This is a genomic window from Chryseobacterium sp. VAUSW3 (assembly GCF_002205795.1).
GTDB lineage: Bacteria > Bacteroidota > Bacteroidia > Flavobacteriales > Weeksellaceae > Kaistella > Kaistella yananensis.
Map to the genome: position 1 here is coordinate 674,990 of NZ_NIUY01000001.1, position 14,290 is coordinate 689,279.

At 40.0% G+C, this 14,290-nt stretch carries 9 protein-coding genes; 3 read left to right on the forward strand and 6 right to left on the reverse strand.

The window, feature by feature from the left end; all coding sequences use genetic code 11:
* Nucleotides 1-35: 35 nt before the first annotated feature.
* Nucleotides 36-746: a hypothetical protein gene (locus tag CDW55_RS02990; RefSeq protein ID WP_143332915.1), complete on the reverse strand. Its 711-nt coding sequence runs from the start codon at nt 744-746 to the stop codon at nt 36-38.
* A 768-nt stretch (nt 747-1,514) separates the two neighbouring features.
* On the opposite strand from CDW55_RS02990, the gene CDW55_RS03000 reads away from it, so the two are divergent.
* Nucleotides 1,515-3,791, forward strand: coding sequence for an aconitate hydratase (locus CDW55_RS03000; RefSeq protein ID WP_088468234.1), 2,277 nt, complete (start codon nt 1,515-1,517; stop codon nt 3,789-3,791).
* A 69-nt stretch (nt 3,792-3,860) separates the two neighbouring features.
* Here CDW55_RS03000 and CDW55_RS03005 read toward each other — a convergent pair whose 3' ends face one another.
* From CDW55_RS03005 to CDW55_RS03025, 5 genes are all read right to left on the reverse strand, one after another.
* Nucleotides 3,861-4,352, reverse strand: a complete 492-nt coding sequence (locus CDW55_RS03005; RefSeq protein WP_088468235.1) for a hypothetical protein — start codon at nt 4,350-4,352, stop codon at nt 3,861-3,863.
* Between the two features lie 73 nt (nt 4,353-4,425).
* A complete protein-coding gene (locus tag CDW55_RS03010; protein WP_088468236.1) occupies nt 4,426-5,211 on the reverse strand; it encodes a (Fe-S)-binding protein in 786 nt (261 codons plus the stop codon).
* Nucleotides 5,212-5,294: 83 nt separating this feature from the next.
* Nucleotides 5,295-6,623 (reverse strand): 4Fe-4S dicluster domain-containing protein, encoded by a 1,329-nt coding sequence (locus CDW55_RS03015; protein ID WP_088468237.1) that lies wholly within the window; start codon nt 6,621-6,623, stop codon nt 5,295-5,297.
* Nucleotides 6,624-6,637: 14 nt separating this feature from the next.
* A complete protein-coding gene (locus CDW55_RS03020) occupies nt 6,638-7,594 on the reverse strand; it encodes an MlaD family protein (protein ID WP_088468238.1) in 957 nt (318 codons plus the stop codon).
* 121 nt (nt 7,595-7,715) lie between these two features.
* Nucleotides 7,716-9,866 (reverse strand): peptidylprolyl isomerase, encoded by a 2,151-nt coding sequence (locus CDW55_RS03025; protein WP_088468239.1) that lies wholly within the window; start codon nt 9,864-9,866, stop codon nt 7,716-7,718.
* Between the two features lie 236 nt (nt 9,867-10,102).
* Between CDW55_RS03025 and lon the strand changes: the two genes are divergently transcribed.
* Both lon and pgi read left to right on the forward strand, forming a co-directional pair.
* The gene (lon, locus tag CDW55_RS03030) at nt 10,103-12,508 is read left to right on the forward strand and encodes an endopeptidase La (protein WP_088468240.1); all 2,406 of its coding nucleotides are present in this window, start codon (nt 10,103-10,105) and stop codon (nt 12,506-12,508) included.
* Between the two features lie 130 nt (nt 12,509-12,638).
* Nucleotides 12,639-14,279 (forward strand): glucose-6-phosphate isomerase, encoded by a 1,641-nt coding sequence (pgi, locus tag CDW55_RS03035; protein WP_088468241.1) that lies wholly within the window; start codon nt 12,639-12,641, stop codon nt 14,277-14,279.
* The last annotated feature ends 11 nt before the right edge of the window (nt 14,280-14,290 follow it).

A 14,290-nucleotide genomic window follows, 5' to 3' on the forward strand; every position in this document is an offset into this window, starting at 1 on the left:
GGAATGAGGCTCAATATATTTATTAGCCTTAGTTTTTATTTGTTTTCGTCGATTTCTTTAAATAATTTCTTTTCAATCAAAGTTGGTAAGAATAATCTTTCGAGCTTTGCATATTTGTGTAGTGGAGTTGTATCTTTATTAATCAAAGAAATTCCAAGTACTAGTTCTTCCAGATTATTCAGATTCTCTAAGAAATATAAATCATTCATTTTAGTTGCAGGACTATTAACTGAACCCGCTATAGTCAGTGTTTTTAAAGAATGTAACTTACCCAATTTTGAAAAATCATTAATTGATTTAAAGTTTTCAAGTTCAAGATGTTCAATGTTCTTTAAATGTTCAATTCCATGCAGTGATTCTATCCTGGGATTGCTCCCGAAATATAAATGTTTTAAATTTTGAAGATTTTGAAGATTTTGAATTGATTCAATTTTTCCCCACTTAATATATAAGCCTTTTAATTGCGGCATTTGACATACAGTATCGAAAAACTCTTGATCAATTTGGTGAGTTGTCATTAGATATTCAACATTTCTTAAATGTGATAATGCATTTATCCAATGATTTCTTATTGTCTTTTTTTGTTTTGTAGACAAATAATAAAATTCAGGATTCATGGCTGAAGTATCAACTATGAGGACATTTGTATCGAAAATATTCGCGTCATCATGTCGAAAAGAATTTCCTTTCCAGAAATCTAAATTAAAATTCCAGAACCCAAAATTTAGTTTAGTCGAGTCTTTCATAAAATTGCGGCTAATTAGCATATATGTTCTACTTCGTCAGACAAAACCACCTGTTTTGTGGGGATTGGCCTGAAAATTCTATGGCTTATTTCCGTTCTCTAAGATATATTTTTTTCTTTATAAATTATCAAACGCATTTCTGATTTGCTGAAGAATTTTTGTAATGCCATGAGCCGGGCATGCTAGGTTTCTTTAGCGCTGATGTCTTTATATCTAAATATCTTCAGGAATACCTCAGGTCTGAATACAGATATAAGGATTTAATGATTAAACTGTATTGTTATTTCAGAACGGGTTACCTTCTTCTGTGGCTCTCACCTGGTCCAATCTTTCTCCGGTATAAATCCAATACAAATCCATTACAGGTCCAATACAGATCCAATAAACTACTGGATCAACAATGGCTTTACAATGTTTCATTAAGGGATCATGAGCGAAGTAAACCCAATGAAGGTCAAACGAAGACTGAACTTCAGCACATGATTTTCAATAAGAGGTTAAGACACCCAACGGACTATGGCAATCTAACGAAACTTCCGGTTCTAAAGGCTCTCCAGTCTTTACTCTTCCTGAAAAACAACCGCAAAGGCTGCCCATACTTATATAAGAAAAGTATTACTTTAAACCTTCACCTCAGTTTTTTTTTACGAATCACCGAAAATAGATTCTCAGCATAGTATTTATATTTAATCTAAATGATATTCATCAGTTTTAAGGTTAAAATTTTGTAATTTTGAACTTCTTTAATTTTAACAAAAAATAACAGATATGACTTTCGACATTGACATGATCAAAAAAGTGTATGAGCGTTATCCTGAAAGGGTTGCTGCAGCAAGAGCAGTCGTGGGAAAACCGTTGACACTTTCTGAAAAAATCCTTTATACACACCTTTGGGAAGGCAATGCAACCCAGGCTTACGAAAGAGGGAATTCTTATGTAGATTTCGCTCCGGACCGTGTTGCGATGCAGGATGCTACCGCGCAGATGGCACTTTTACAGTTCATGCAGGCAGGTAAATCCAAAGTGGCAGTTCCATCGACAGCGCATGCCGATCACCTTATTCAGGCAAGAGTGGGTGCTGAAGCAGATTTGCAGGAAGGAATCAATAAAAACTCAGAAGTTTTCAATTTCTTAAGTTCAGTTTGCGATAAATACGGCATCGGTTTCTGGAAACCAGGCGCAGGAATTATTCACCAGGTGGTGCTTGAAAATTACGCATTTCCAGGCGGAATGATGATCGGTACCGATTCTCACACAGTGAATGCAGGTGGTTTAGGAATGGTTGCCATTGGTGTTGGTGGTGCCGATGCAGTAGATGTAATGGCCGGAATGGCCTGGGAACTGAAGATGCCTAAATTAATTGGTGTAAAATTAACAGGTAAACTCAACGGATGGACTTCTGCAAAAGATGTTATCTTAAAGGTTGCCGGAATTTTAACCGTAAAAGGCGGTACAGGTTGCATCGTAGAATATTTCGGTGAAGGTGCGGAAAACCTTTCTGCTACTGGTAAAGGTACCATCTGTAACATGGGTGCTGAAATCGGTGCTACCACTTCTACTTTCGGTTATGACGATTCGATGAGAAGATATTTAGCTGCAACCGGAAGACAGGATGTGGTAGATGCTGCCGATACTATTGCAGAACACTTGACAGGTGATGCTGAAGTTTATGCAAACCCTGAGCAGTATTTCGATCAGGTGATTGAAATTAATCTTGATGAATTGGCGCCACACTTAAACGGACCGTTCACACCGGATTTGGCAACACCGGTTTCAGAATTCAGAGCAAAAGCTGAAGCTAACGGATGGCCGCTTGACGTTGAATGGGCACTGATCGGTTCATGTACCAACTCATCTTACGAAGATTTATCAAGAGCCGCTTCAATTGTTGAAGACGCAGTGGCTAAAGGAGTGAAACCAAAAGCAATTCTCGGGATTAACCCAGGTTCTGAGCAGGTGAAATTCACCGCAGAAAGAGATGGTTTCCTTAACTCATTTAGAAAGTTTGATTCAGCAAGAATCTTTACCAATGCATGCGGACCTTGTATCGGTCAGTGGGATCGTGAAGGTGCTGAAAAAGGCGAGAAAAACTCCATCATTCACTCTTTCAACAGAAACTTTGCAAAAAGAGCCGATGGTAACCCAAATACCCACGCGTTCGTAGCCTCCCCGGAAATGGTAGCTGCAGTAGCAATTTCAGGTAGACTTGATTTCAACCCGATTACCGATACCTTAACCAACCAAAACGGCGAGCAGATTATGCTTGATGAGCCTAAAGGTTTTGAACTTCCGGAAAAAGGTTTTGCGGTAGACGATAACGGTTATCAGGCGCCTTCAGAAGACGGTTCTTCGGTAAAGGTTGTAGTGAACCCCGATTCCGACAGACTTCAGTTGCTGGAGCCTTTCCAGCCTTGGGACGGACAAAACATTACCGGTGCTAAAGTGTTAATTAAAGCGTTCGGTAAATGTACCACCGATCACATTTCTATGGCAGGCCCATGGTTGAAATACAGAGGTCATTTGGATAATATCTCGAACAACATGTTAATTGGTGCAGTGAACGCTTATAACATGGAAACCAATAAAGTTAAAAACGCGCTGACTGGAGAATACGGCGAAGTTCCTGCGGTGGCAAGAGCTTACAAAGCTGCCGGAGTTCCTACCATTGTTGTAGGTGACCAAAACTATGGTGAAGGTTCTTCCAGAGAACACGCAGCCATGGAACCAAGACATTTGGGCGTTCGCGCAGTTTTGGTAAAATCTTTTGCGAGAATTCACGAAACGAATCTTAAAAAGCAAGGAATGCTAGGCCTTACATTTGTGGATCCTGAAGAATACGACAAAATCCGTGAAGATGACACCGTAAACTTCTTAGATTTGGATCAGTTTGCACCAAACCGTCCGCTTCAACTGGAGTTTGTACATTCCGACGGAACGAAGGATATTATTCTCGCAAACCACACGTATAATGAGCAACAGATCGGTTGGTTTAAAGCAGGTTCTGCATTGAACTTAATCGCTGAGGAGGCGCGTAACAACGCTTAATATCTTCAAATATCATAAAAAAACCGTTCAACAATTTGAACGGTTTTTTTTATATCACTTAAAAGGCAGTTAATCTACATAAATCCCAGCCCAGCTTTCTTTCAGCGGCAAAAGGAAATCGCTCAGAAAAGCAACATATGTATTCTTCGAAAAGTCGAAAACTTCAATATCATGGGAAATTTCGCCTTCCTTTAAACCTTTCCGGAAGTCCTGCAGCTTCATGGTTTTAAGTTCGCCGTTTTCTATGAAACTGGCTTTCATTCTGTCGAATAATCCCAGCTGAAATTCAGCATCAATTTCTCTCATCACCTTTCCTAAAGCATCGATAGAACAGCCTGAAGCGGCTTCTTTCTCCTCATCAACACAAATCACGATAAACTGATTCTTCTCGATCTTGAATGAAGATGAAAGTGGTTTTCCGTGTGCTGCCCAGGTGGCCAGAAAGTCGTATAATTTTTCAGTAATTATTTTACTTTCTTTAGGTGCAAAAGGGCGCGAAGCAGGGTAAATAATCACTCTGTAATCACTGGTTTCTACAATATTTGATTCTTCTATTTTCATATTTACAAAGAGTTTAGATACTCGATTCAAGATTCAAGACAAGAACAGTAAAGTCCTGAAATCTGTTGTCATTTTATAAATCCTCCGCTTCTGCTAAAAGTTCCACAATATCCTTAACGGCAACTTCTTCATTTTTATTGAAATGTTTCACCCCGTCGGTCATCATCGTATTGCAGAACGGGCATCCGGTAGCGATGATATTCGGAGTTTCAGAGAGCGCTTCTTCTGTACGCTCCACATTGATGTCTTTGTCGCCTTTTTCGGGCTCTTTGAACATCTGTGCACCTCCCGCTCCACAACATAAACCATTGGATTTGCATCGCTTCATTTCTACCAATTCCGCATCGAGTTTCTCAAGAAGCATCCTTGGCGCTTCGTATTCGCCGTTAGCTCTGCCAAGATAACACGGATCGTGGAAGGTGATTTTCTTTCCTTTAAAACTTCCGCCTTCTACCTTCAAACGGCCTTCTTCCATCAGTTTTCTGAGGAACTGGGTGTGATGCATAACTTCATAGTTTCCGCCCAATCCAGGATACTCGTTTTTAATGATATTGAAACAATGTGGACATGCCGTTACGATTTTTTTTACTTCGTAAGCATTCATGATTTCGATGTTCGTAAGGGCCATCATCTGGAAGATGAATTCGTTTCCGGCACGTTTTGCAGGATCGCCGTTGCAGCTTTCTTCCTGGCCCAGCACAGCAAATTCAACGCCTACTTTGTGTAGAATCTTACAGAACGCTTTGGTGATTTTCTTCGCTCTGTCGTCGAAACTTCCGGCGCAGCCAACAAAAAATAAAACTTCAGGTGACTTTCCTTCGGCAGCATATTCTGCCATTGTTTTTATTGTGAAATCCATTTTTTCAATTTGAAAATGTGAGAATTTGAGAATTTGAAAATGTAATTAAATAACTTCCAAATTTTGAAATTGATTTTATCTAATTATTCTTTTGCCCAGTTTAAGCGATCGGCCTGATTATAAGCCCATGGAGCTGCGTTGTTCTCCACATTGGTCATCATCACGTTCAATTCGCTTGGCGCGGAAGACTGTTCCATGACCAAAAATCTACGCATTTCGAAAATAATCGACAGTGGGTCAATCAATACAGGACAGGCTTCTACGCAGGCGTTACACGTGGTACACGCCCAAAGTTCTTCTCTCTGGATATGATCATCGAGCAGTTTTTTGCCGTCGTCGACAAATTTGCCGTTTTTGTTGATGTTTCTTGCCACTTCATCGATGCGGTCTCTTGTATCCATCATGATCTTACGTGGAGAAAGTTTCTTGCCTGTAAGATTGGCAGGACAAACGGCAGTACAACGGCCACATTCAGTACATGAATACGCATTGAGCAACTGAACCTGATTAAGATCAAAGATATCGTTCGCCCCAAATTTATCGGGAACAGCATTAGGATCTGTATCCGGCGCTGCGGCGTAAGGATCTGCATTTGGATCCATCATCAGCTTTATCTCTTTGGTAACAGAATCTAAATTATTGAATTTCCCTTTCGGCTGCAGATTAGCAAACCAGGTGTTAGGAAACGCAAGAATGATATGGAGGTGTTTTGAGTAATAAAGGTAATTCATGAAGAACAGAATTCCAACAAAATGAAACCACCAGGCTCCTCTTTCAAGGAAGACCAAAGTGCTGTCGCCTAAATTGCTGAAAAGAGGTGCAATCAACCCAGATGAAACAGGGAAGCTGCCGTGTTCGGCAAGCACTCCTCTCTGCTGAAGAACCCAGTCTGCAGAATTCATCGTGAAAAATGCTGTCATTAAAGCAAATTCAATAATCAGAATCCAGTTGGCATCCTGTTTTGGCCAGCCGAAAAGTTCTTTCATAGTTAGTCTTCTTACACCGTAGAAATTTCTTCTGATAAAGAATATTACGACTGCGATTATGACTAAAAGTGCTAAAATTTCAAGTGTCGCTGTAAAGGCTGCATAAAAAGAATCACCAAGAATTCCTGCAAGGAAACGGTGAGTCCCGAAAATTCCGTCGACAATAATCTCAATCAATTCAATATTGATAATAACAAATCCTACATACACGAACATATGCAGAATCCCGGCAATTGGTCTTTTGCCCATTTTGCTTTGCCCTAAGGCGACTCTTGCCATTGTTTTCCAGCGTAGATCCGGATGATCGGTGCGATCGATTTTCTTTCCGAGCTGTATGTTTCGGTAAATTTCCTTTAAGCTTTTAAAGAAGAGTCCAAAGCCCGCAATAAGGGCAATGATGAAAATAATATTGTCAATATATTGCATATTGAAGGGGGTTTTTAGTCTTTAGGCGTGCTGTTCTTTCCGAATACGGAGAAATTAAGATATCTTTTCGGATTGGCTTTCAGGTCCAGAATAAGATTATTTAAGTTCGCCGAGGATTCATTAAGATTATTGTAAAGTTGCGCATCTTTTGTGAGTTTACCAAGCGATCCTTCACCATTTTGTATGCCGGAAATAATACCGTTGAGCTTATCTGCCGTTAAACTTAATTTATCAATGGTATTGTTGAGTTTCTGCACATCAACTTCATCGGCAACCCGTCCATATTTATCGATGGTGGTTTTTGCGCTTACCGTAGCAAGATTTGCATTATCGAGCATTTTTTGAATGCGCGGATCATTATTGGCAAGCAGCGCATTGGTTTGTTGTGAGGTCGATTCAAATGAAGTTACTGTACGGTTAAGACTCGAAAGCAGTGCACGTATTGCCTGCTGATTCTGCGCATCGGTCATTGCGTTAGCATTCATCATCAAGCTGTCAACTCTTTTCAATACGATTTGCAGCTGGTCTTTCACCGGCCCCACCTGCGATGAGATATTATTCATCATCGAAAGCTTGAAAGCGCCCTTCAATGTATCCCCGTCCTTTGCCATAGGACTTCCGTAGGCAAGGTTTACCCTCATTTCTTTTCCTGACATTAATCCTGGTTCGAAAATTTCTAAAGTAGAGCGTTTGGAGAACTCGAAATTATCGTCTACCGTAACTTTTACTACGAAATGAATCTTCCCGTCGGGTTCTGTGATCGGAATGATCTGATCAACCTGCCCCACCTTTAATCCATTGATTGACACCGGATTAGAAGCCTCTAAACCTTCTACATTATCAAATTTTGCGTAAAAAATATTGTCGGTTGTGAAAAGGCTTTTGCCTTTCATGAATTGGAACAGAATTATAAATCCTACAATTGCTAAAATTGCGATTAACCCTGCTTTTATTTCTTTTGTGAACTTCACTTTTTCTTAATTTTTAATGGACAAATATAATACATTTTCAACGAAATTTTTAAATCTCCGGTCAGCAATGCAAAAAGCGACCCATAAGGATCGCTTTGATATTATTAAATTACTTTTCGACTTATTGCTGTGCAGCCTGGTTATAAACCTCAATCCTGTAATCTTCGATTTTAGCATTGTCCTGAAGGCTCTTCAGCAATGCCTGACCGAACTGCTGTGAATTCTGGCTGGCTAATGCCTGGGTTACCTGCTTGATGTCTCCCGGTTGTTTGTTAAGTGTTTCAGATTTTTTTACTAAAACATAAACTCCCGTCATTCCTTCTACCGGATTTGAAACTTTACCCTTTGCAACACCAAATGCTGCACCGGCTACTTTAGGCTCCATAGCTCCGGCAATCTGAGGGCTCAACATATTCACCTGTGCAGTTTGCTTCGCAGACCCGAACATTTTAGCGATCTGATCTAAGCTTGTTGCTTTGGCAGCGGTAATTTTATCTGAAATCTGTTTTGCTAAAATTCTGTTTTTAACAATTGGCTCAATTTGATCACGAACAGCTTCCGGATCGGCAGTCCCCGGATCCTGAATTCCATTGAGGTAAGCTACGATTCTGTCTCCTGTACCATCAACCGTGAAGATATCAGCATCGCTTTTTTCACGTTTCTTATTAAATGCCCACGCAATAATTTCTTCGTCTTTATCCGTACCCAATCCTGGTAACTGACCCTGGAAACGGCCAACTTCTTTTGGATTGAAGAACTGGTAATTGTTTTTCTTCGCTATATTGGCAAAATCATTAAATGTTTTACCCTGAATCTGCTGAATAAATCTTGTCGCCTTCGTATAAACCTCGCTTTCAGTTTTGTCTGAAGGTTTTATTGCTTTTACGAGGTTGGCAACTTTATAAGTCATCGCACCGGATTTCTTGTCCTCGATATTGATGATATGATAACCAAACTGTGTTTCCACAACTCCAGTGGCTCCTTTTCCATTATTCGCAAGGAAACTTAAATATTCCGGAACGAATGGCGTTGCAGGAGTTGTCCAGCCTACGCTTCCACCCTGTCCTGCAGATCCCGGATCAGAAGAATATTTCAGGAATTCTGCAAATTTAGCAGGCGTTGCTTTCAAAACAGCACCGATGGAATCTGCTAATTTTTTCGCTTCTTCTTTTGTTCTAGTCTCATTTGCACCAGCCTGATTTCCTTTATAAGAAACGAGAATATGTCTGGACAGTGTAGAGTCTGAAGGTTTTTTATCTAAAAGTTTAGATACAACATAAAAGTTCTGCTCTTTGTAAGGACCAAAAGTTGTTCCTACTGCCGCACCTGCCACTTTATCTTTAATGGCAGCCGGCAGCTGTTCCGCTGAAAAGTAAGTTGGGTTATAAGGTAGGTCGGAATTAAGTGAAACAAACATTGAATCGTTTGTAGTGTTCTGGAAATTTTCTTTTCCATCACTCATATCCGTTCCTTTCGAGAACAGTTTATTGATTTCGGCCTGGGTTACAGCTTCGTCCTGAGGGCTAGCTGCCGCTGGGAAATAAACCAATCCAATATTTCTGCTGGCATCTCTTTTAAACAGAATCGGATGTTTCTTGATATAATCTTCTAAATCTTTTGTTGTAACTTTCACAGGATTTTTCTGAGCGTATGTTGCATAATCAACTTTCACAAAATCGATGTCAGCAACCTGGTCTCTCTGCTTCATCATTTCCTCAGCCTCTTTTTTGCTTACGGTAATCCCTGTTGAAACGTTGGCGAAAAGCTGTCGGGCCATCATTCTGTATTCGATGGCTTTTTTTGTTTTCAACCAGTTGTTGTACATTTCTACGTTTCCGCTGTTGCGAAGTTCTTCGATCTGTTTTTTAATTTCCTGCACTTTGAAATTTCCTTTTGCATCAAAATTTTCTGGATTCTGCGCAAACATAGGATCAAACTGCAATTGGTTATAGAACATTTCATCGGTTAAGGTAAGTCCCATTTTTTCGAATTGCTGCTTAATCAGTTTCGACTGTACTACCATTTGCCAAGCCTGTTCCTCCAGACCTTTTGTGGGCTGGCCTTGCTGCTGTGCCTGCTGCTGAAGTATGAAAAGCTGATCATCGAAATCTTCTTTTGTAATTTCATCACCATTTACTTTTCCGTAAACACCCGGTTTTGCACCGAATAATTTCTCCAAACTGTCAGGATTTACAACGAAAGCTAACATCGCAACTGCGATAATCCCCATTAAAAGCCAAGGTCTGTTTCTAATCTCTCCTAAAACTGCCATCTTTTTTGTATAATTTTATCAGTTTGCGAAAATACACATTTTTAAGAGATTAAGAAAAATTTTAAACATTTTAAACTTTTTTTTTCATAAAGATGGAAATTCTGTCTAAATATAGCGTTGGCATAATGCTTGTGAAATTAAGGCTACCTATTTATTTAAGGCTGTTTTAAAGGAAAATCTTTAACAACAGTTCAATAACCCTACAATAAAATGACAATTTGTCACGCATAAATATTATGGCAGAATTTGATGATCTTAATTTTGATGAAATTATAAACGACGGCTTCAGTATCGTAGCAGAAGAAATTAATCTTTCCGATCTCATGAACGAACCTACAAATAACGAACAAACGGTTTTCCCGATTTTGCCGGTAAGAAATATGGTGATGTTTCCAAAAGTGGTAATTCCTATTACCGCCGGACGCGAAATGTCGATAAAATTGTTGGAAGAGGCACAGAAAAACAACGAATTTATCGGAATCATCAGCCAGAACAATTCCAGCATCGAAAATCCTACGGAAAATGATCTTTACAAAACCGGCACCCTTGCGAAAATCATTAAAATCATAAAACTTCCAGAAGGCAACATTACCGCCATCACCAGAGGTTTTCAAAGGTTTACGGTTAAAAATTTCACGCAAAGCCAGCCCTATTTCAAAGCAGAAATTACCAAACTGAAAGATGTCACTTCTAAGAAAACAGAAGAATACGCTGCGTTATTAGAGAACATTAAAGATTTGGCCCTGAAAATTGTTGAACTGGATCCAAACATTCCATCGGCTGCAAATTTCGCGATCAAAAACATGAATGATAACGAAGATTTGCTCAATTTCATTTGCACGAACGCCAATTTCACGTCGGCGCAGAAACAGAAACTGCTGGAGGAAAAAAGTTTAATGATCCGTGCCCAGAAATGTTATGAACTGATGCATGATGAGTTCAGAAAACTTGAACTTAGGAACCAAATCCATCTTAAAACAAACCGCGAACTGGATAAAAGCCAGCGCGAATACTTCCTGAACCAACAGATCCGTGCGATCCAGGAAGAATTGGGCGGCGGCCCGGAATCTGATGTGGAAGAGCTTCTTCTGAAAGCAAAAAAAATAAAATGGAATGACGAGGTTGAAAATCATTTCCAGAAAGAAATCAACCGACTGCAGCGCCAAAATCCAAATTCACCGGATTATAACGTGCAGAGAAATTATCTCGATTTCTTCACAGATCTGCCTTGGGAAAACTATTCTAAAGACGTTTTCGACATCACCAAAGCGCAAAAAGTTTTAGATAAAGCACATTTCGGGTTAGAAGATATCAAGAAAAGAATTCTGGAACACATGGCAGTTCTGAAACTGAAAAACAACATGAAATCTCCGATTTTGTGTCTGGTAGGCCCTCCGGGCGTGGGTAAAACATCGCTTGGCAAGTCGGTAGCTGATTCTCTTGGCAGAAAATATGTTCGCGTTTCATTAGGCGGACTTCATGATGAATCTGAAATCCGTGGCCACCGAAAAACCTATATCGGAGCAATGGCAGGAAGAATTCTTCAGTCAATCAAAAAGGCAGGAACCTCTAATCCGGTGATTGTTTTGGATGAAATCGACAAAATCGGTCAGGGAATTCATGGCGATCCAAGTTCAGCGTTGCTGGAAGTTCTTGATCCAGAACAGAACAGTGCTTTTTACGATAACTTTTTGGAGATGGGTTATGATCTTTCGAAAGTAATGTTTATCGCAACCGCAAACTCTTTGTCTACCGTTCAGCGTCCGCTTTTGGACCGAATGGAAATCATCGAAATCGCCGGCTACACTTTGGAAGAAAAAGTAGAGATTGCAAAACGACACTTAATCAAAAAACAGCAGGACGAAAATGGACTGACCGCTAAATCATTCAAACTCGGAAATCCCGAACTTAAACACATTATCGATGCCCACACTTCTGAAAGCGGCGTTCGTAGTCTCGAGAAAAAAATTGCAGCCATTGCCAGATGGGTAGCGTTGCAGACCGCGATGGAGAAGGAATATGATCCCAAGATTTCAATTGAAAAAGTGGATGAAATTCTGGGAGTTCCAAGACCTAAAAGCCTTTCTGAAATTACTGGAGTTCCTGGTGTTGTAACAGGCTTAGCCTGGACGCAGGTTGGCGGCGACATTCTTTTTATCGAAAGTATTCTAAGCGAAGGAAAAGGAAATCTCACAATGACCGGAAATCTCGGAACGGTGATGAAGGAATCTGCAACAATTGCTCTAGAATACATTAAGGCAAAACATGATGAAATGGGTATTTCTTCAGAAGATATTCAGAAGAAGAACATTCACGTTCACGTTCCGGAAGGTGCAACACCTAAAGACGGGCCTTCCGCCGGAATTGCAATGCTTACGTCCATTGTGTCGAGCTTCAAGAATAAAAAAGTGAAAGCTCATCTCGCCATGACCGGCGAAATAACCTTGCGCGGAAAAGTGCTTCCTGTAGGCGGAATTAAAGAAAAACTTCTGGCCGCAGCTCGCGCAGGAATCACCCACATTATTCTTTGTGAAGCTAACAGAAAAGATGTCGAAGAAATTAAAAAAGATTATTTAAAGACATTAAAAATCAGTTATGTGAGCAGAATGAGCGAAGTAATCGACCTGGCAATTGAAAAATAATTTTCAGAATACATCGTTTTGATTTTTATAAAAACTTAAACCTCCGGAATTTTTCGGAGGTTTTATTTTTCTGTAAATTTGCAGCGTCTTAACCAATGGAGCATAACTCCTTACTTAAAACCTTCTGAAAATGTTACCAAAGATAAATCCCGAACACACACAATCCTGGCAGGATCTCGAAATGCATTTTGCACAAAATGATTTTGATTTACGTTCACTCTTTAAAGAGAATCCCAACCGTTTCGCAGAATTTTCTGTAAAAAGAGACGGTTATCTTTTCGATTTTTCTAAAAACTTAATCGATCGGGACACTTTTAATTTACTGATTAGATTAGCTGAAGAAACTCATTTGAAAGAAGCGATTTCAGCCATGTTTTCGGGCGAAAAAATAAATGAAACCGAAGGACGAGCTGTGCTTCATACCGCATTGCGGGACTTTTCAGAAGAGGAAATTATAGTGGATGGCGAAAACATAAAGCCAGGAATTAAAAAAGTTCTCGATCAGATGAAATCCTTTTCCGCGAAAGTAATTTCCGGGGAACACAAAGGCTTTTCAGGCAAAGAAATTACAGATGTAGTAAATATAGGTATCGGTGGTTCAGATTTGGGTCCCGTAATGGTTTGCTCGGCATTGAAACATTTTAAAACGCGTTTAAATGTTCATTTTGTTTCCAATGTTGACGGAAATCACATTGCAGAAACCCTTAAAAATCTAAATCCCGAAACTACACTTTTCATTGTTGCGTCGAAAACATTCACCACCCAGGAAACCATGACTAATGCTGAATCAGCAAAAGACTGGTTCCTGAAAAAAGGTGCTCAGGAGGATGTGGCAAAACATTTCGTTGCACTTTCTACAAATACCAAATCGGTAAAAGAATTCGGCATCGCAGAAGAAAATATTTTTGAATTCTGGGACTGGGTTGGTGGCCGTTATTCACTTTGGAGCGCTATCGGATTAAGTATTTGTCTTGCTGTAGGTTATGACAATTTCGAACAGTTACTGAAAGGCGCAAACGAAACCGACACTCATTTTAAAACCGCAGATTTTGAGGAAAACATTCCTGTCCTCATGGCACTTTTAGGAATCTGGTACCGTAATTTTTACGGCGCCGGAACTTATGCCATTCTTCCGTATTCCCAGTATTTGGATCGTTTCCCGGCCTATCTTCAACAGGGAGATATGGAAAGTAACGGAAAATCGGTCGACAGAAACGGCGAATATGTTGAGTACGAAACAGGCCCAATTATTTGGGGAGAACCGGGAACCAACGGTCAGCACGCGTTCTATCAGCTGATTCACCAAGGCACGGAATTGATTCCTGCTGATTTCCTGGCTTACGCGAAGTCATGCAATGAAGTTTCCGACCATCAGGATAAATTATTGGCCAACTTTTTTGCACAAACAGAAGCTTTGGCTTTCGGAAAAAACGCAGAGGAGGTACACGCAGAATTAAAAGCATCAGGAAAATCTGACGAGGAGATTGAAAAACTATTGAATTACAAGGTATTCGCCGGAGATTCGCCTACCAATTCATTCATTTTTAATGAACTTACCCCGTTCTCTCTCGGGCAGTTAATTGCGCTTTACGAACATAAAATATTCGTTCAGGGGGTGATTTGGAACATCTTCAGTTTCGACCAGTTTGGTGTGGAACTCGGTAAAGTGCTGGCCGGAAAAATTTTGTCAGAACTCGAAAGTCAGGAGCCGGTAAATTCCCATGATTCTTCAACCAACGGTTTGATGAATTACTATAAAGCGAAGAAATAAATCATAATCTA

Excerpts from the sequence above, each read along its gene's own strand:
- lon (WP_088468240.1), top strand. The coding sequence starts at position 10,103 with ATGGCAGAATTTGATGATCTTAATTTTGATGAAATTATAAACGACGGC.
- CDW55_RS03025 (WP_088468239.1), bottom strand. The coding sequence starts at position 9,866 with ATGGCAGTTTTAGGAGAGATTAGAAACAGACCTTGGCTTTTAATGGGG.
- CDW55_RS03005 (WP_088468235.1), bottom strand. The coding sequence starts at position 4,352 with ATGAAAATAGAAGAATCAAATATTGTAGAAACCAGTGATTACAGAGTG.
- CDW55_RS03015 (WP_088468237.1), bottom strand. The coding sequence starts at position 6,623 with ATGCAATATATTGACAATATTATTTTCATCATTGCCCTTATTGCGGGC.
- CDW55_RS02990 (WP_143332915.1), bottom strand. The coding sequence starts at position 746 with ATGAAAGACTCGACTAAACTAAATTTTGGGTTCTGGAATTTTAATTTA.
- pgi (WP_088468241.1), top strand. The coding sequence starts at position 12,639 with ATGTTACCAAAGATAAATCCCGAACACACACAATCCTGGCAGGATCTC.
- CDW55_RS03010 (WP_088468236.1), bottom strand. The coding sequence starts at position 5,211 with ATGGATTTCACAATAAAAACAATGGCAGAATATGCTGCCGAAGGAAAG.
- CDW55_RS03000 (WP_088468234.1), top strand. The coding sequence starts at position 1,515 with ATGACTTTCGACATTGACATGATCAAAAAAGTGTATGAGCGTTATCCT.